Annotated in this window: 14 protein-coding genes and 1 pseudogene; 2 read left to right on the forward strand and 13 right to left on the reverse strand. The window is 65.4% G+C overall.

Features of this window, described 5'->3' with window-relative positions; translation table 11 throughout:
• A pseudogene (algP, locus tag HMPREF2914_RS22850) lies at positions 1 to 562 on the reverse strand (alginate regulator AlgP); the annotation flags it as partial.
• Positions 563 to 687: 125 nt separating this feature from the next.
• Between algP and HMPREF2914_RS22855 the strand changes: the two are divergent.
• Complete coding sequence (locus HMPREF2914_RS22855; RefSeq protein WP_023092749.1) at positions 688 to 1,317, forward strand: FKBP-type peptidyl-prolyl cis-trans isomerase; 630 nt, start codon at positions 688 to 690, stop codon at positions 1,315 to 1,317.
• A gap of 61 nt (positions 1,318 to 1,378) precedes the next feature.
• Here the strand turns inward: HMPREF2914_RS22855 and rsd are convergent, their stop codons facing one another.
• From rsd to algZ, 8 genes are all read right to left on the reverse strand, one after another.
• Positions 1,379 to 1,861: a sigma D regulator gene (gene rsd, locus HMPREF2914_RS22860; protein ID WP_003120370.1), complete on the reverse strand. Its 483-nt coding sequence runs from the start codon at positions 1,859 to 1,861 to the stop codon at positions 1,379 to 1,381.
• A gap of 279 nt (positions 1,862 to 2,140) precedes the next feature.
• Positions 2,141 to 2,632 (reverse strand): disulfide bond formation protein B, encoded by a 492-nt coding sequence (locus HMPREF2914_RS22865; protein WP_003099230.1) that lies wholly within the window; start codon positions 2,630 to 2,632, stop codon positions 2,141 to 2,143.
• 179 nt (positions 2,633 to 2,811) lie between these two features.
• The gene (locus tag HMPREF2914_RS22870) at positions 2,812 to 4,050 is read right to left on the reverse strand and encodes a heme biosynthesis protein HemY (protein WP_003096390.1); all 1,239 of its coding nucleotides are present in this window, start codon (positions 4,048 to 4,050) and stop codon (positions 2,812 to 2,814) included.
• Positions 4,047 to 5,177, reverse strand: coding sequence for a uroporphyrinogen-III C-methyltransferase (locus HMPREF2914_RS22875; RefSeq protein ID WP_003096392.1), 1,131 nt, complete (start codon positions 5,175 to 5,177; stop codon positions 4,047 to 4,049). Before HMPREF2914_RS22875 ends, HMPREF2914_RS22870 begins: the two co-directional genes overlap by 4 nt.
• Before the next feature lie 26 nt (positions 5,178 to 5,203).
• Positions 5,204 to 5,959, reverse strand: coding sequence for a uroporphyrinogen-III synthase (locus HMPREF2914_RS22880; protein WP_003114032.1), 756 nt, complete (start codon positions 5,957 to 5,959; stop codon positions 5,204 to 5,206).
• A complete protein-coding gene (gene hemC / locus HMPREF2914_RS22885; RefSeq protein ID WP_003141963.1) occupies positions 5,956 to 6,897 on the reverse strand; it encodes a hydroxymethylbilane synthase in 942 nt (313 codons plus the stop codon). Before hemC ends, HMPREF2914_RS22880 begins: the two co-directional genes overlap by 4 nt.
• 108 nt (positions 6,898 to 7,005) lie before the next feature.
• The gene (gene algR, locus HMPREF2914_RS22890; protein WP_003096397.1) at positions 7,006 to 7,752 is read right to left on the reverse strand and encodes an alginate biosynthesis regulator AlgR; all 747 of its coding nucleotides are present in this window, start codon (positions 7,750 to 7,752) and stop codon (positions 7,006 to 7,008) included.
• Between the two features lie 4 nt (positions 7,753 to 7,756).
• On the reverse strand, positions 7,757 to 8,833 hold the full coding sequence (gene algZ, locus HMPREF2914_RS22895; RefSeq protein ID WP_003096404.1) for an alginate biosynthesis two-component system sensor histidine kinase AlgZ: 1,077 nt from the start codon (positions 8,831 to 8,833) through the stop codon (positions 7,757 to 7,759).
• A 224-nt stretch (positions 8,834 to 9,057) separates the two neighbouring features.
• Between algZ and argH the strand changes: the two genes are divergently transcribed.
• A complete protein-coding gene (argH, locus tag HMPREF2914_RS22900; protein WP_023092750.1) occupies positions 9,058 to 10,452 on the forward strand; it encodes an argininosuccinate lyase in 1,395 nt (464 codons plus the stop codon).
• Between the two features lie 130 nt (positions 10,453 to 10,582).
• Here argH and HMPREF2914_RS22905 read toward each other — a convergent pair whose 3' ends face one another.
• From HMPREF2914_RS22905 to HMPREF2914_RS22920, 4 genes are read right to left on the reverse strand one after another with little or no spacing between them, the layout of a single operon-like run.
• On the reverse strand, positions 10,583 to 11,656 hold the full coding sequence (locus HMPREF2914_RS22905) for a hypothetical protein (RefSeq protein WP_031277171.1): 1,074 nt from the start codon (positions 11,654 to 11,656) through the stop codon (positions 10,583 to 10,585).
• 52 nt (positions 11,657 to 11,708) lie between these two features.
• Positions 11,709 to 15,233, reverse strand: coding sequence for a toxin VasX (locus HMPREF2914_RS22910; protein WP_023092752.1), 3,525 nt, complete (start codon positions 15,231 to 15,233; stop codon positions 11,709 to 11,711).
• Positions 15,230 to 16,111, reverse strand: coding sequence for a DUF4123 domain-containing protein (locus HMPREF2914_RS22915; RefSeq protein ID WP_023092753.1), 882 nt, complete (start codon positions 16,109 to 16,111; stop codon positions 15,230 to 15,232). The genes HMPREF2914_RS22910 and HMPREF2914_RS22915 overlap by 4 nt, the downstream gene beginning before the upstream one ends.
• Complete coding sequence (locus HMPREF2914_RS22920; protein WP_023092754.1) at positions 16,101 to 18,143, reverse strand: type VI secretion system Vgr family protein; 2,043 nt, start codon at positions 18,141 to 18,143, stop codon at positions 16,101 to 16,103. The genes HMPREF2914_RS22915 and HMPREF2914_RS22920 overlap by 11 nt, the downstream gene beginning before the upstream one ends.
• Positions 18,144 to 18,383: the final 240 nt, after the last annotated feature.

Genomic DNA, 18,383 nt, shown 5'->3' on the forward strand with positions numbered 1-18,383 from the left:
CAGGCTTCGCCGCCGGCTTGGCTGCGGGCTTCGCTGCCGCGGTTTTCGCCGCAGGCTTGGCCGCCGGTTTCGCAGCCGGCTTGGCCGCAGGCTTCGCCGCTACGGTTTTCACCGCAGGCTTGGCTGCCGCCTTCGCAGCAGGTTTGGTCGCGGGTTTCGCCTTGCGGCTCTCCAGAGCCTTGCCAGCAGCTTCCTTCACCTTGCCGACACCCTGCGCCAGCTTGAGGCTTTCCTGTACGTCACGCTTGAGGCCGACGATGTAGGTACGGGTGTCCGCCTGCCGGGCCTTCAGGGTATCCAACGCTTCTTCCAGGTCGCTGATGGTCTCGCGCGCCTTGGCCTGTGCCTTGGTCTTGCCGGCCTTGGCAGCATCCTGCAGCTTGGTGCGAGCCTTGTGCAGTTTTTCCTGGGCTTTGCCACGTTGCTTTTCAAGTTTGGCCAGGAGCTTTTCCGAATCGACCAGCGCTTGTTTGCACGCACCTTCCAGGTGCTCGACAAGGCTGTGGGAAAGTTGCTGCAACAGGTGCAAGGGGGTGGTGACGGGCTTCTTGTTGGCCGACATGACGTGCCTCCAGGCGGACGTGGTTGCGCCCATACTAGACCCGCACACCCCCTCTCGCCAACGGGTTCGATGTGCTACAAGCGACGTGCGCCAGGATTGCCCGCCGATTCGTCTGGAGAAACCGCATGCCGCGCCGCCTTTTCATCGGTCTTTTTCTACTGCCGCTGCCGCTTTTCGCCGCGCCCCCCAAGGACGAACTGGCCTATGCCGTAGGCGCCCGCCTGGGCACGCGCCTACAGCAGGAAATGCCCGACCTAGAGCTATCCGAACTACTTCTCGGACTGCGCCAGGCCTATCGCGGCGAGGCACTTGAAATCCCCCCCGAACGCATCGAACAACTTCTGCTGCAACACGAGAACGCCACGACGGAAACACCGCGGATCACACCCGCCGAGGCCCGCTTCCTGGCCAACGAAAAAGCCCGCTTCGGCGTCCGCGAATTGACCGGCGGCGTCCTCGTCAGCGAATTACGTCGTGGCCAAGGTAACGGCATCGGCGCGGCAACCCAGGTACACGTCCGTTACCGCGGCCTGCTCGCCGACGGTCAAGTGTTCGACCAGAGCGAAAGCGCCGAGTGGTTCGCCCTGGACAGTGTGATAGAGGGATGGCGCACAGCATTGCGAGCGATGCCTGTCGGCGCGCGCTGGCGAGTGGTGATTCCTTCGGCGCAAGCCTATGGCCACGAAGGCGCTGGCGACCTGATCCCGCCCGACGCTCCGCTGGTCTTCGAGATCGACCTGCTGGGCGTCCGCTGAAATGCAAAAACGGCGCTCTCCCGCATGGAGACGCGCCGTTTCGTAACGACTCGCCGGTGAATCAGACCGGTACTGCCGAACCCTCTGCGCCGCTCTGGCTGTGGGCGTTGTGCAGGACTTCGATGAGGCAGTCCTCCAGCTCGAAGCGTTCGTGCAACTGTTGCCGCAGGACCTTCAGCTCCGCGATGAGGCAGGCTCCTTCACGGCAATCGCCGTTGTCGCAGCGATCGTTGAAGTTCAGCGCGGATTCGGTGATGGCTTCCAGCCGGGGGAAGATCTGCTTGGCCAGCTCCAGGCCGCGCTGATCGCCGAAGGCCTTGCCTTCCGCCGTCAGTTGCTCGTAGACCTCGAAGTGTCCGGCAGATACGTAGTCCAGCAGCAATTGGCAAAAATGCTGGAGTTCTTCGGCGTTGGGCGCCGGTGCCTGAATACCGCTCAGGGCATCGAAGGCCTGCACCAGTTGCTGGCGCTCATGCAGCCAGCGATCGATCAGTTGGTGCACGCCCCCCCACCGCTCTTGGGCATTACGGCAGCTTTCGAGCATGTTGTCCTCGCTTCCCTCTTCGGACGTCCCGGAGAATCATCGTCCGCTCCGAGACGCATTGCTGACGCACTCTCTGCGCTCTGTGGGAGAACGCCTGTGCAAGGGGCGGACTCCGGCGCTACGGAAAGCCAGATTATGCCCCCGGGATGACCCCATCAAGACGCCCGTACAGAAAAATTCATACGGATGTTTGATCGGTATCCCGCATCCGCTCTGGTTTTCGCCAAATCGATACGGCCGACGCTCGAGAGCTGACGAAAGGCCACGGGACAGCCCGCGTCAGGCACGTCGGAGGAACTGCACGATGGAGAAACCGAGATAGGCAACGAACGCCAGCAGGCTCCATTCCGGAATGCTCAGGGTGAACAGCGTCCAGCTCACCTGGGCACAATCCGCGGTGCCATGCAGGACCAGGCGGATCACTTCCTGGAAGGGAAGCGCCTGCATCATGTAGTCGAGGCTGGGCAGGCAGGCCGGCAGTTGGTCCAGCGGAACGGTCTGCAACCATACCTGGCGGGCGGCCGTGGCCCCGCCGCCGAGAGCGAGCAGGAACACCAGCACGGAGTAGATACGCCGCCCACGCAGGCCGGGCCCCTGGATCGCGCCAGCGAGGCAGGTCAGGCCGATCAGGATGAAGAAGATCCGCTGCACGACGCACAGCGGGCAGGCCTCCAGGCCAACCACATGTTCCAGGTACAGCGCCCCGCCCATGATGGCGACGCAGGCCAGGAACGCGAGAAGGAAAAGCTGACGGGGGCTGGCCAGGGGCATGGCGGATCCACAGGTACACAGGGGAAAGGCCGCCTACGGTAGTGGAAAGCCTCCGGCCGTTTCAAGCCGCAAGGCCGCTCTGCGGCAAGACATCCCGAATCATGCCAGGCGCCCGCGACAAGCCGCCACAGTCCTGCCGATGGAGCCGAACGGGGAACGCCGGGTGGCGTTCCCCATGCTCAAATGCCCGCCACCACCACGGGCAGCCCCGGAGTACGCCGATCGAGCAGGACCAGGCCCTCCTGGAACAACTGGTTGCTGCGCTCGACCTCGCCGAGCTGCGCCAGCAGGCGTCCCAGCTCGGCGCAGGTCTCGGCACTGCGCTGGAAGCTCAGGCTGGCCTCCAGGTATTCCCGGGCCTTGCCCCAGAGCTTGTTGATCAGGCACAGGCGCCCCAGGGTCAGCAGCAGGCCGGGATCGTTCGGATGTTCCTTGAGCCAACCTTCCGCGGCCTGCAATTGCTTGCCCGGATCGCGCCCGCGCACCTGCCCGTAGAGTTGCACCAGGGTCGCGTCGAAGCCTTGCTTGAGCGCATGGCGGAGGACTTCTTCAGCCTCTTCCTCGGCGCCCAGGCGAAGCAGTTGGGCGGCATAGCCCGCGACGATCGCCGGGTCTGCACGCAGCGCCGAAGGCACGTTCTGCCAGCGCTGGGTCAGCGGCTGCAACGCCGTCTCGCCCTCGTTCAGTCCACGCTCGCCGGCTTCCTGCAAGGAAGCCACCCAGGCACGGCGTTCGAGGTCGCGCAGTTCGGAATCCTTCAGCACACGCTCCTTGCGCAGCTCCGGCAGCAGGACGCAAAGAGCCTGCCAGTCGTGCTGGGTGACGTACAGCTGCTGCATCAGCCGCAATACCGTGCGGTGCTGCGGCTGGAGCCCGTGCAGCTCTTCAAGGGTATTGCGTGCCTGCGGGTAGTCGCCGCGATTGATCAGCAGTTGCGCACGGGTCAGGCCGACCAGCAATTGGGCGTCCGGCTCGCGCTCGCGAGCCCGGTTCAGCAGGTCGTCGGCCTCGTCGTAGCGTTCGAGTTCGTTGGCGGCCCGCGCCGCGCCGAGGTAATGCATCAGCGGCCGCTCGCCCATCTCCGCCGCCCGCCGCAAGTGACGCAGTGCCTGCGGCCAGTTGCCTTCGCCGAGATCGCGCAGGCCGCTGTGCTCGGCCATCTGCACGCGACGCCGGCGGTTGTAGCGCGACCAGGGGTTGACCACCCGCCCCGAGCTGCCGAGCAGGCGCAGGACCAGGCGCACCAGCACCACCAGCAGCCAGACCACCGCCAGCAGGGCGAGGAACGACCACAGGCTGGATTCGTAACGGAAGCTCTTGTAGGCGATCAGCACATAGCCGGCCTGCTCGGAGATAGCCAGCCCAACCAGCGTGGCGACCAGCACCACCGCCAGGACCAGGAGGTAGATGCGTCTCATGGACGGCCCTCCGTGGCCGGAGCCGCCTGCGCCTCGGGCACCAGGTTGCCAGCGGCCTCGCGGCGCGACACGTAGGCCTGCAAGGCGCTCAGGGCCGGTGCGAGGTCAGGGACCTGCACGGTGACCGGCTGCTTCGCCAACTCATCGATACGCAACTTCAACGCGCGGCTGTCGGCCAGCTCTACGTTGAAATAGCCGTCCAGCACGTCCTGGGCCTGCTTCAGCGCCTGCTCGTAGACTTCCTGCTTGCCATTCAGCGCCGCCCACTGGGCTTGCTCCAGGGCCAGGCCGATGGTCAGGCGCACCTGCGCCAATTGCTCGCCGGCCAGCAGCGGACGAATGTCCTGGCCGGCATTGAAATCGATGCGGATGTAGCGCGAGATCTTCTCCCACCACAGCTCCCAGGTGCTGTTGCCGTCGCCCCAGGCGACATTGCTGGCACCGCTTTCGCCTTCCTTGAAGGTCGGCGTGAGCGGTTGCAACTGGTTGACCTGCTCGCGCAACGCCGCCAGTTGCACGAACAGCCCGGTACGGTCCGGCTCCGGCAACGCGCGCAGGGCCTCGAGGCTGGCCGCCAGCTTGGCGCGGGCGGCATAGGCGCCGGGATCGTTCTGCGCGCGCAGGATGTCATCGGCGCCCTGCACCAGTTCGGTGGCGCTGCCCACGTCCTGCAAGGCGGACAGGCGCAGGCTGGCCAGGCGCAGCAGGTGTTCGGCCTCGGCCAGTCGCCATTGCTGGCGGCTCTGGCCGAGGACCTTCTTCAGTTGCTCGCTGAGATGCTGCTGGTCGCCCTGCAGCTCCACCACAAGGCGTCGCCGGGCCTCCAGTTCGTCCGCAGTGGGCAAAGCGTCCAGGCGGGCAGCCAGTTGCTGGTTGCGCTGGGCCAGGGATTCGGTCTTGCCACGGGCATCTTCCAGCTGCGCCAGTTGGTCGCGCTCGGTGCCCTGCAACTGCTGGACCTGCCAGAAGCTCCAGCCACCCGCGCCGAGTCCCGCCACGCCAACCAGCAGGGCGAGCAACGCCAGGCCGGTGGCGGTACCGGAACGCCTGGATGCATCGGGTGCAACGGGAGAAGGGGTGGAAGTGGAAGTTCTTGCGTCGTCTTGGGGAGTGACTGCTTCGCTCACAGGTCCATCCTTTGGTCAAGAAAGTTCTAGGCGGCGCTCGTCAGGGCCGCCAGCAAGGCCGGCGCGCTCGCGCCCCGGCAATCAATCACCCGTTGCGCACCCAGTTCGCGCGCCATCTCGGCGACCCGCGGGCTGGGTACGAACAGCGGCAACCGGCCTATCTCGGGCCAATCGGCTGCCGCCAACTGATACAGATTTTGCAAACCCTGTCCACTGCTGACCACCAGGCCGTTCAGGCGTTCCGCCCGCACCCTTGCCAGCAGCTCTCCGGCCGGATAGTCCGGAGCCCGGCGCCGGTAGAGTGGCAGGTAGTCCACCTGCACGCCTTGGCCGCGCAGGCGCTCGGCGAGGAATTCTCGGCCACCTTCGCCGCGCATGATCAGCACTTTCGGATCGTGCACGCGCAGGGAATCCTGGAACGCCGGCAGCGCCAGCAACGCTTCGCTGTCGTCGCCCTGTTCAGGGTAGGTTACGTCGAGGCCGTAGGCCTCGAGGATCGCCGCGGTCGCCGCGCCGACGCTGCACCAGGTCTGCTGCGGAGGCTGCGGCCAGTAGCGGTCGAGCCGCTCCAGCCCCAGGCGCGCCGCCGGCTTGCTGACCACCACCACCGCGCAGTAGCGGTCCAGGTCGAGCATCAGCGTACGCTGCTCCGGGGTTTCTTCCAGCGGATCGATCGCCAACAGCGGCAGGCTACTGCTATGGACGCCAGCCTCGCCGAGGCTGGCGGCCAGGGCCGCGCACTCCTCGTCGGGGCGCGTCAGCAGGAGCCGCCAGCCGCTCACGGATGTCCGGCCTCGCCGTAGACGGCTTCGAGAATCGCTTCGGCGCCCTGCTCCAGCAGGTCCTCGGCCACCCGCACGCCCAGCGCCTCGGCTTCCGCCAGTGGCGCCCGCCCCTCGGCGCGCAGCAACTGGGTGCCATCAGGCTGGCCGACCAGGCCGCGCAGCCACAGCTGGTCGCCCTCGCGGATGGCGTAGCAGGCGATCGGCACCTGGCAACCGCCGTTGAGTCGCTTGTTCAGCGCGCGCTCGGCAGTGACCCGCAGAGCCGTGTCGGAATGGTGCAAGGGTTCCAGCAAGGCATGCAAGTCGCTGTCGGCAGTACGACATTCGATGCCGACGGCGCCTTGTCCGCCGGCGGGCAGACTGTCGTCGACACTGATCGAGGAGCGGATGCGCGACTCGAAGCCGAGGCGGATCAGGCCGGCGGCGGCGAGGATGATCGCGTCGTATTCGCCGGCATCCAGCTTGGCCAGGCGGGTATTGACGTTGCCCCGCAGGAAACGGATCTGCAGGTCCGGCCGGCGCGCCAGCAGCTGCGCCTGGCGGCGCAGGCTGGAGGTGCCGACCACGCTGCCGGCTGGCAGTTGCTCGAGGCTGGCGTAGGTGTTCGAGACGAAAGCGTCACGCGGGTCTTCGCGCTCGCAGATGGTGTAGAGGCCGAGCCCCTCGGGAAAGTCCATCGGCACGTCCTTCATCGAATGCACCGCGATGTCGGCGGCGCCTTCGAGCAGGGCGGTTTCCAGTTCCTTGACGAACAGGCCCTTGCCGCCGATCTTCGCCAGCGGTGCGTCGAGCAGCTTGTCGCCGCGACTGGTCATCGGCAGCAGGGTGACGGTCAGGCCAGGATGAGCCTGCTCCAGGCGCGCCTTGACGTATTCGGCCTGCCACAAGGCGAGGGCGCTCTGGCGAGTGGCGATGCGGATTTCGCGGGACGACATGGGATATTCCGTGCACAGGGATGCGCCCATGATAACAGTTCGAACCCGAGTGCGCGGACGCTGGGCCCGATAGCCGCACCCGGGTCGCTGGCGAACCGCCGACCGCCGTCAGAGCTGATGCATCAGACGCCTGACCCCGGCCACGTGCCGCCGGCTGACGGTCAGTGCATCGCCGTCGAGGCCTTTCAGGTAGAGCTGGAAATGCCCCAGCGGCGTACGCTGCAGGCGTTCGATCCGTTCGCGGGCGACCAGCGCGTTGCGGTGGATGCGCACGAAGCGCTCGCCGAACTCGTCTTCCAGCGCCTTCAACGGCTCGTCCAGCAGCACCTCGCCCTGCGCATGGCGCAAGGTCACGTACTTGTGGTCGGCAATGAAGAAGATCACCTCTTCCAGCGGGATCAGCTCGATCCCCTTGCGGGTCCGCGCACTGATGTGGCTGCGCGGACCGCTGCCGCCGGAGGCCGGGGGCTTGGTCAGCGCGGCCAGTTGCACGCGGTTCGGTCGCGAGGCTTTCTTCAACGCCTCGGCCAGGTCTTCGCTGCGCACCGGCTTGACCAGGTAGCCCACGGCGCTGACCTGGAAGGCTTCCAGGGCGAATTCGTCATGGGCCGTGCAGAAGATCACAGCCGGCGGCGCTTCCCGCTCGCAGAGTCTGGCCGCGACCTGGAGGCCGTCCAGACCGGGCATGCGGATATCCAGCAGGACGATATCGGGCTTGAGGCTGTCGATCAGCGTCAGCGCTTCTTCGCCATTGCTGGCCGAGGGCTCGAGGACGCGATAGCCGTCCAGTTGCCCTACCAATCGGGCCAGGCGCTCTCGCGCCAGAGGTTCGTCATCGACAATCAGGACATTCATAAGCTCAGGCTTCCTGCATGAGTCGCGCACATGGATAGCGTAGACAGGTGTAGTGCCGTCCGTCACGGCGCTCGACGCTGAGACTCGCTTTAGGCCCGAAAAGTGCCCCAAGTCGTGCATCGATATTGTGTAACGCCTGTCGCGTGCCTTTCGACGGGGGCGACTCGAGCGCCTCGTCGTAGGGGTTGCTCACACATAGCTGGAACACTCCTTCACGATAAACCGCCTCGACCTGCACCAGGCCACCTTCGACCCGCGGCTGGATGCCATAGATAAGCGCATTTTCCAGCAGCGGCTGCAAGGTCAGTTGGGGGATCGGCAGGTTGGCCGGCACCCCGTGCACCTGCCAGTCCAGTTGCAGGCGATCGCCAAGACGATACTGCTCAATGGAAAGATAGCGCCTTGCCAGCGCCAGTTCCTCCTCCCAGGAAACTAAAGTGCCGGGCTTCGCCAGGCTGGCCCGGAACAGGTCGGACAGGTCCAGCACCGCATGCTCGGCCTTCAGCGGGTCCAGCTCGATCAGGCTGGCGATGCTGTTCAGGCTGTTGAACAGGAAGTGCGGGCGAATCCGCGCCTGCAGCGATTCCAGGCGCGCCTGCAACTCGGCCTGCTGCTGCCGGCGCCACTGGCTCTGCAGGTAAAAGTAGCGCAGCACCAGGGCGGACATGATCAGCGCGATCAGCGCGTGCCGCAGATACAGATTGACCTCGCCGGCACGCGTCAGTTCTCCGCCCAGTTGATAGTGCTCGGCGACCGCCGTGCAGCCCAGGGTGAGAGCCACCACCAACAGGCAGCAGGCACTCCCCGCCAGCGCCACCGGCAGGCGCGCGAGCAGTGGCCGCAGGCGGCAGAACAGCGCCGCCGAGAGCAGTACGATCCACTGCACGAACAGCGACGCCAGGGCCAGGCGCACCCAGTTGAAGCTCGGCGTCATCGGCTCCGCCAGCACCAGCACCAGCACCAGCAGCTCCGCCAGCAGCACCAGGGTGAACAGGGCTTCGGCTTCGCAGAGCTCGGGAATGAAGAAGTCGTCTTGGACGGCCGGCCGGGTCGAGCGGCCGGGCTTGAATCGGATAGGCATCGACAGAGTTTCCGCAAGGCCCGGGGCGCCCGCAAGACAGCCGCGGGCGTACGGGCGAAATAAAGCACCGAAATGCCATCTGCCGCAAAAAACCGCGAAACAGCGCTCATTCCGGCTTCGTCGACGAGCCGCCGGTTTTTCCTCCCGGCCTGCTATCATCGTCGCACTTTGCCCGTCACGCAGGCCGCGCGGCCTGTCCGTTTCTTGTTGCAGCGAGAGATACCATGAGCGTAGAGAAGACCAACCAGTCCTGGGGCGGCCGCTTCAGCGAGCCCGTCGACGCCTTCGTCGCCCGTTTCACCGCCTCCGTCGACTTCGACAAGCGTCTCTACCGCCACGACATCATAGGTTCCATCGCCCACGCCACGATGCTGGCCAAGGTCGGCGTGCTGAGCGACGCCGAGCGCGATGCGATCGTCGACGGCCTGCAACAGATCCAGGCGGAAATCGAAGCCGGCAGCTTCGACTGGCGCGTCGACCTGGAAGACGTGCACATGAACATCGAGGCGCGCCTGACCGACCGCATCGGCGTCACCGGCAAGAAGCTCCACACCGGCCGCTCGCGCAACGACCAGGTGGCCACCGACATCCGCCTCTGGCTACGCGACGAGATCGACACCATCCTCGCCGAGATCACCCGCCTGCAGGAGGGCCTGCTGGGCCTGGCCGAAGCGGAAGCCGACACCATCATGCCCGGTTTCACCCACCTGCAGACCGCCCAGCCGGTGACCTTCGGCCACCACCTGCTGGCCTGGTTCGAGATGCTCAGCCGCGACTACGAGCGCCTGGTCGACTGCCGCAAGCGGGTCAACCGCATGCCGCTCGGCTCGGCGGCCCTGGCCGGCACCACCTACCCGATCCAGCGCGAGATCACCTGCCAGTTGCTGGGCTTCGACGCGGTTGGCGGCAACTCCCTGGACGGCGTCTCCGACCGCGACTTCGCCATCGAATTCTGCGCCGCCGCCAGCCTGGCGATGATGCACCTGTCGCGCTTCTCGGAAGAGCTGGTGCTGTGGACCAGCGCGCAGTTCCAGTTCATCGACCTGCCCGACCGCTTCTGCACCGGCTCCTCGATCATGCCGCAGAAGAAGAACCCCGACGTGCCGGAGCTGGTACGCGGCAAGTCCGGCCGGGTGTTCGGCGCCCTCACCGGCTTGCTGACCCTGATGAAGGGCCAACCGCTGGCCTACAACAAGGACAACCAGGAAGACAAGGAACCGCTGTTCGACGCCGCCGACACCCTGCGCGACAGCCTGCGCGCCTTCGCCGACATGGTCCCGGCGATCCGGCCCCGGCGCGAGATCATGCGCGAGGCGGCACGCCGCGGTTTCTCCACCGCCACCGACCTGGCCGACTACCTGGTGCGCAAGGGCCTGCCGTTCCGCGACTGCCACGAGATCGTCGGCCACGCAGTGAAGTACGGCGTGGACAGCGGCAAGGACCTCGCCGAGATGAGCCTCGACGAACTGCGCCGCTTCAGCGAGCAGATCGACGCCGACGTCTTCGACGTGCTGACCCTGGAAGGCTCGGTCAACGCCCGCGACCATATCGGCGGCACCGCGCCGAACCAGGTCCGTGCCGCCGTCGCCCGCGGCCGGCAGTTGCTCGCCCAGCGCTGAGGCTTGCGACAATCCGAGCTCGCACCCAGCAGGGTCGGGCGACACGCGGAGCGCAGCCTTAGCGCTCCGTATCCCCCACCTCCGCAGCCGACGACGCTCCGCCAGCTATGCTTCCGGAAACGACGGGCGCTCAGCGCACGCCAGTCGCCGAAGCCTCTCGCCGTACCTCGGTAAATATCTCGATGATCGAGCGTTGCGGATCACGCTGTCGCAAGGCCCTCACCCGTTGACTCTGACGTTGCAGCTCCTCGCTGGGCCTGACCCACTGTTCGGATGGCAGGGGCTGTGACCAGGCACGCATGGCCTCGGGCAACTCCTGGCGTTGCATGCGCTTGACCCGGCGGATTTCCCATTCGACTAGATGGAATGGCAGCGTCCATAAATCCATTGCGTGGTAGAGATACCAACCGACCATATACCAACGCCCTACTTCACCCTCCCGGTAGCGACGATGAGCACGCGCGCGGGCATTGCGGAAGGTGTGCAGCCCCTCGTGAGGCGGGTCGTCCGGGCCTTGCAGGTCGAGTGGGTCCTGGATTTCCTTGAGGCTGTGCACCTCATGCTCCATATAGGCTCGGATGGCCTCCCAGTTGGCGATGGCCAGAGGCAGGCCGGCACAAGGGAACTCCAGGGAGAAGTCCTCGCCGCTGGCGGCATGATGGAAGCCCACACCCATGCCGTATTGGCGCTGGATGCCGTACTGGGTGGCACCCTGGGCCTGGATCACCCAGGCCGATAGGGACTCCCAGGGGACGAAGATGGGGGCGGAGTGGCTTTCTGGGACGAAGCAAACTTCGCGGCGCTGGCGATTGAAGCGAGTAGGGATGATCTTTTTATACTTTATATGACTGGACCACCATGCACTTAACAAGATAAGAAAGCCAAACAGTGCAAACCCCGAGCCATATGTTATCCCTATATCAAACAACCCTACAGCCAACTGTTTAGCCGTACTTATATCACCACCTAACAAAGGCGTGCCGACCATCATTAGGGTTGGAATTAAAAAAACAGATATTATCCAGAGAGTAAATGGGCCACCTAATCTGACCTGCCAGGCAAATGCATTGGGCAGCCCTGTCCCGAAGTCAAGATAAGTATCATTCATTTCCCCCACGGCATGAGAATAGTCCTGTGCGGGCTGGACTGTAGGTAGAGGTAAAGGCGCGAGATAACTGACCAGCCCGCTGGAAAAGGGAACCACATCACCTGCTCGGTGGCTCTCCATCAGTCGCAACGGCGGCACATCCATGGGCTTATCGTTCTGGAGCATCGGCAAAATCCGGCAGCAAACGGGGGTCAATTAGCATCCAGGATGCTTCCTGCCCCTGGATACGTTGTGGCGAAGCAGGATAGTCTCCTTCGCTGTGTGGCGACAGGCGAACCATGTGCCGATCGGCATGATATTGACCCTGCGGGTTCAGTCGTTCGATCTGTACAGCCAGTAATAGATCCTCCGTGACCGAGCCCCCGGTCACACCCTCCAGCGGCGCTAGCCGCGGCACCAGCAACACCAACGGTTCGGCGGACGCGACCTGTAGACTGTCGCCGACAACTTCGGTGACGGGGAACCAACGCACCATGGGCGAACCTCTTTCGTATTTCACGCTACGAATGCGGTAGGCCGCCAGGCTCAAGCGTACTTCAGGGCGCCCGGCCAAGGTCTGCTGCAGTGCTCCCAGACTGATACCAGGCAAGGCTAGGCTGATCTCCGCAGTGGCAGGTGAGGAGAGCAGGTCTCGCCACCAACTGCCATGACTCGCGTGCTTGACCTCACCTCTTGGCGTCTGGACGATCCCCAGAAGTCGTTGCTGATAGATTTCCAGGGACTGGTTCAGGCGCCCTCCGATATCGCGGCTCCAGGGTGTACTGAGCAACCAATCGTCATGGGGCGTGGTATTACTGCGGTTATACCAATAGGTTCCTACCAGTTCGAGGGCGGTGAAAATGGCACCGGCGATATTGAATCGAGCAAATATGCTCGAAAGTCGCGTGCCAGCCAATGCCCAGGCTGTACGCTCGGCAGCAGGTGTTGCAGCCCTGAGCACACCTTTTAAAGCATACCCCGTATGCCATACCCCGTAGGCGCTGCTGGCCAGCATTCCGCTGGAGCCAACCATAGCTAAAGCGGCACCTTGCTGAGCTTGAGCATTTCCGCTGCGTATAGCACCAAGCCACTCACCATAGTGGGTTTGAGTAGCAACAGCTGCTGCAAAAAAACCTGCCGCATATCCCACAAACCCTAGGCGTAAGTGCAGTTTTCCCATTTGTACATGAGCAACTTCCACAGCGTGGTTCTGCAGCCCCTGTGCCAACTGAGCACTTCTGGCCTGAAGAGCTGTATCGGCAATGGCCTGAGCTGCCGCTACGCCCGCAGATATTGTGGTGAAAATAGAACCAGCCAGCGGCATTAGCTCACGCTTATCCGGCGAAGTCGCGATAACCCCCCGCCATACCTGCACCATATTGACAAACTGCGCCACAAACACAGCCAGACCAATTCCATCCCCCACCTTATTGAACGCGGCTGCACTGCTATAGCCATTGCGCAGGTTACGGATACCACTGGCAACTTCCTGTAACTGTGCAGACGGCAGGATCAAGGTGATTCCGGCGCGGCCTGGTGTCGCACCGGCGAGACGGATGCTGTTGTCCGGAAGCTCGGCGATCGGGCTGAGGGCGGCGGCCAGGCGCGGCTCCAGGGCGTTGAGCTGGAGGCGGACACGCTGGATGTCGGCGAGCAAGGCGCGGGCGTCCAGCGACTTGTGTCCGGCCTGGCTCTTCACCTGCTTGCGCTGGCGGACCAGCCGGCGCAGCTCCGCGCGCTGTTCGAGCACTTCCTTCAGGTCGGCCTGGAGGATGGCCTTTTCCGCTTCGCTGGCAATGGTGAAGGTCACCCCTTCGCGGACCGCGGCGTCGAGCAGGCGACCAGGAAGGGCCTTGGGCAGCTTGCGGAACAGCGCGTCGAGATCCGGCGCCTGCTGCTGGCCTACGCTCTTGAAGAAGCCCTCCATGGTCCGGCTGATGCCCAGGGTCAACGCCGGGTTGAGCGTGGCCTGGGCGCTGTCGGCAAGCGCTCGGGTGGCCTCCGGCAAGCCGTCGAGAGCGGGCAGCTTGCCCAGCTCCAGCGAGTCGCGCTGCTGCGCCCACTCTTTCAGCTTGGAGAGCCAGAGATGGCCGGGCGGCCCGAGCTGCGCGTATTGCGCGATCAGTTCGGCCTGGGTGTTCAATGGCAGAGTCTGGAACAACGGGCGATCGTATTGCGGGTTTTCCTCCAGGAAGGCGAGCACGGCCTCGCTGGCCTCGTCGCTGCGGCAGATATCCTTCAGGCAGGCGTACTGGGTGGCGAAGGCCAGTCCCAATTGCTCGGCCTGCTGGAAATCGTAGTACCAGGCGGCGCGATGGAATCGCTGCTCGGTAAGCATCTGCGTGCGGTCTGCGCTGATCTGCTCGAGCAGGGCGTTCCAGCGCGCCAGGTTGGGCCTGTTGGCGGCGAGGAAGGCATCCATGGCGGGACGGTCGATCAGATCGTCGATGCCACGCTGGCCGAATTTGGCGCCATGCAGCGCGTCGTCGACCTTTTCGCCGTGGCTCTTCTTCAGGCGGATCAGGGCATCCAGGTTGCGTTCGACGAAGGCCGGATCGGCAGCCGCCATTTTCCGCTTGGTGAAGTGTCGCTCCACAGGTCTGTGCAACGGCTCCGGCATGGCGGGGTCCATCGGCTTCGGCAACGGCTCGCCGTTGAGGTAGTCCAGCAAGGCCTGGCGCGATCGCTCCCGCTCGGGAGGTGGCAGCCGGTCGAGATCGTCGAACAGCGGCTGGGCACCCTCGTCGGCCAGCTTAGGCAGTTCCGCGGCGCGGATCTGGGTCAACGACTCGATGTAGCAGGCGATCACGTAGTCGCGCTCGTTGGCCCCGGCCTGGGCGCCGCCCTGCAGCCATTCCTCGAGCCAGCCGACCACTTCGTCCTGGTAGGCGGCTAGGTCGCGCATCACGCCGATGTCGTCGCGCAGCGCCAGGAACAGGGCATCATGCTCGTACTGCGGGAGTACCTGCGCAGTCAACTCGCCGAGCTGGGTATCGCGGAACAGCGGCGGATCCTCCCAGACGTAGTCGCGTCGTTCGTCCGGATGGGCGGCGGGTGGACTGGCCGGGCGCTGCTGGTGGGGCGGGAAGCGCTGCTGGCCCTGCTCGTCGCGATGCACCTTGTTCTGCACCACTTCGGCGAGCCAGGTTTCCGCCTGCCGTCGGGTCAGCAGATGCGGCCCCCCCTGCTGCGGGTCGGCGCGGCGCAGATCGACGGCCTGCATGAAGTGCTCGCGGTCCTTCGGACTGGCGAGCACCTGCATGCACTTGCGCGCGGTCCATTGCAGCTCCGAATAGGCCACGTACAGGATGCTGGTACGGGGAAAGACCAGTTGGGGCTCGCCGACCGCGCGGCTGCGTATGTCGGCGCGAACCTCGGCGTCCTGCCACAGCAGCTTGTCGATAGCGCCCTTGTCGATGCGGTATTCGTGCAGCTTTCCGGTTCCGCCGTCGATCACGTAGAGATAGCCATTGCGCACCAGCCGCAGACCCAGCGGCCGGCTTTTCAGGGCGAAAGGCATCGCCAGCTCGGCGCTCGGATCGACGCCTTCGGTCAAACCGTAGCGCAGCGGCAACAGCTGCACCTTGGCGTTCATCAACGGACAGGTGCCGCTCGGCGAACGACTATCGCTGGACGAGGCTTCGTTTGCCGCCAGGTTGGCGCTGTCTCGCCGGGGTGTGGCCTGCGCAGTCATGAATGCATCCTTTCTGTCTCGGCGGCGCGACGCTCCGCCAGCTCGGCCGCAGCGGCCACCCGCTGCGCCGGGGATTGGCTGGAGGGACCATCGAGCAGCACGGCGATGTCCGCATGCGCGTCCAGCGCATCCTCGCCCAGGTAGCCGAAGATATTGGCGTAGAGCAGGATGTCCCGCGCCGAGCACATCCCACGACGGTAGGCCTGCTCGGCCAGCATACGCAGGTGCTGGAAGCGCTCTCGGCCGCACAGGGCCGGGCGATAGCCGGGGAAATACAGATTCATGTGGCGATCCATGTCCATGAGGGTCTGGCGGAAGCTGACTGCGCCAAGTGCATCGAATTCGGCCTCGCTCAGACGGTAGGGCTGCGTGCGGTCGCGAGCGATCGCCGAGCCGCTTCGCCGGTGTTGCCACCAGCGGGTTTCCAGGGCATCTGGAGCACATGCCTGCTCGATCGGACCGAACAGTTCCATGCGTTCATGTTCCAGCAGGCTATGCATCACTGCCGGGTCGGCCAGGCGCAGCAGCACCGGATCGCCATGGGGAGGTTGGACGCACAGAAGGTCCCGCAGGTGCTGCGACAGGATCGGCAAGCTGACGCGGGCGAAGAGCAGGTAGCCCCATTCCTGTGCGGCGTTGTCGAGGAACGCCTGCAGGATAGGGTCCTGGCGGCCGTCGAGGGCGACCAGGCAGGGCGACAGGTCCAGCAGTTCCTGCCAGCGGCTGTCGCGGTACAGCGGCTCGAAGGTCGGAGTATCGCTCCATTGGTAGAGCTTGCGCGGCAGTTCCGTGACGCTGACGCCATCGAGCAGCAGGTAGGCATTCAGCGTCCAGGGCAGGTCGGCGGGCAAGGCGGGCAGCATCGGTTCAGTGCGCATCGGTTTTCGCCCTGGCCGCTTCGCAGATGGCGCAGATCGGTTTCTTCTGCAGCAATGCCTGGCGCTGCGCGCGGATGAGCAGGTCGCCCGGATTGTCCGCGTCGGCCTGCCGCAGCGGCCCCGGCAACAGCGGCGCCGCGCCGCTGCCGCTGCCCGGGCTGCCGCCGGAGTTGACCCGGACGTTGGCCCCGGAGAGGGTCACGCCGCTGGCGTCGAGCTTGAGGAAGCTGCCACCGCCCTTCAGGGTCAGTTCGGCGCCGGCCTCCAGCACCACCTTCAGGCCGCTGCTCAGGTGGATCTCCTGGCCGGCCTCGACGAACTGGCCGCTGGCGATCTTCAGGTGCTGGTCGTTGGCTACGGTGAGGTGGTCGCTGGCGCGGATCTCCACCTTGCGCTCGGCGTGGGTGGTGCGGTGTTCCTCGGCCTTGAACTCGCTGTAGCTGTTCGCCTCCACGGTGTCGTGGCGTTGGTGACCGACGCGGATCTTCTGGTCGTGCTCGATGTTTTCGTCCCAGTCGCGCTGGGCATGGACGAAGATCTGCTCCTGGCCCTTGCGGTCCTCGATGCGCAGCTCGTTGTAGCCACCGCCGCCAGGACTGCTGAGGCTCTTGAAGACGCTGCGGGTCTTGTGCGCCGGCAGTTCGTAGGGCACCGGATGTTCCCTGTGGAACAGGCAGCCGGTGACCAGCGGCTGGTCGGGATCGCCTTCGAGGAAGGTCACCAGCACCTCCATGCCGACCCGCGGGATGGCGATGGCGCCGTAGTTCTTTCCCGCCCAGCCGGAGGCAACGCGTAACCAGCAACTGCTGCTGTCGTCGGCCTGGCCCTCGCGATCCCAGTGGAATTGCACCTTCACCCGACCGTAGCGGTCGCAGTGGATTTCCTCGCCCTTCGGACCGGTCACCACCGCGCTCTGCGTGCCGAGGATGCGCGGCTTCGGCGGCGTCGGCGGGGGACGGAAGAACGCCTCCCAGGGCGTGGCCTGGAAGCGGTTGCGGTAACCCTGCCGGAAGTCGTCCGGGCTCGCCGAGGTGTCGGAGACGATGCTTTCTTCCAGCACCTGCGGCTGCCGCCCCTCGTGAATCACCTCGGTGAGCAGCCAGAGGTCGTTCCAGCCCGCCTGGGGATGGGCGGCCAGCGGCAGGAAGTGGCCGCTGAGCAGCAACGGCTGGTCGCTGCGGCCCTCGGCCAGGCGGTAGTCGCTGCGCTGCCGTTCGAGGGCACGCCTGGCCAGGTGCTTGCCGCGCTCGCGGTCGACGAAGCGACCGGGATAGTCGTAGTCCTCGAGGTCCGGCCGGGCTTCGCCGCGGGCGGCGCTTTCCAGCGTCAGGCGCGGTTTCTCGAAGTCGTAGTCGCGGCGGGTGACGCGGCTGGTGCGGGTTTCCAGGCGTACGCCGAAGCGCTTGACCGCCGGCCGGTCGGCGACCAGGCCGGAGTCCTGCTGGTAGGCCACCGGCGCGAGCCGCGGGAACACCGTCTGGTCGTCGCCGAACACCAGCAGGTGCGCCGTGGCGCTGTGCTGGAAATGAAAATGGATGCCCTCCTCGCAGCACAGGCGCTGGACGAACTGCAGGTCGCTCTCGTCGTACTGCACGCAGTATTCGCGCTCGGGGTAGCGGGTGCCGAGCTGGAAGCGGTAGGCGTCGGCGAGGATACCGTGTTCCTCCAGCACCCGGCCGACGATCTGCGGCACCGTGAGGTGCTGGAAGATGCGCTGGTTGGTGCGCTGGGCGAGGTAGGCCAGTTGCGGGACGAGGGTGATGCGGTAGCGGGTCAGGCGCTTGCCCGAGTCGCCCTGTCCGGCGCTGCGCACCAGGCCGTGGATACCGTTGCCGGCGGGCCCGAGGGTAAGGAAGGCGGGTTTGTGCAGCAGGCTTTCGAGGTCCGGCACGGGGCGTTCGCCGACCAGCTCCAGGTCGAAGGCGAACGGCTGGCTGATGGCTTCGCGGCCGCTGAAGGAGAGCACCTGCAGGTCGAGGGCGAGGCCGTCGATGGCGAGGCTGAAATGGGTCTGGTTGGCTGCTGCGAACATCCGTTGTCCCTCACTGGCGCAGGCGACCGATTCGATTGTCCTGCCTGGCGCGGGCGAGACAAGGGCGCGCAGGCTCGATCGGAAGCTGCCTACAACAAACAAAGCGGCATCGACCCGGCGCGGGCTTTCCTGGCCACGGCGCTGTGGGTCATCGAGGGCACGACGGCCAGCGAGGCTGGCCGCGTGCGGCGGTCGCGGCTCAGCCGGCGACCGGGGAGCGCCAGTCGTCGGAGCCGGAGG

This window comes from Pseudomonas sp. HMSC067G02 (genome assembly GCF_001813485.1).
GTDB lineage: Bacteria > Pseudomonadota > Gammaproteobacteria > Pseudomonadales > Pseudomonadaceae > Pseudomonas > Pseudomonas aeruginosa.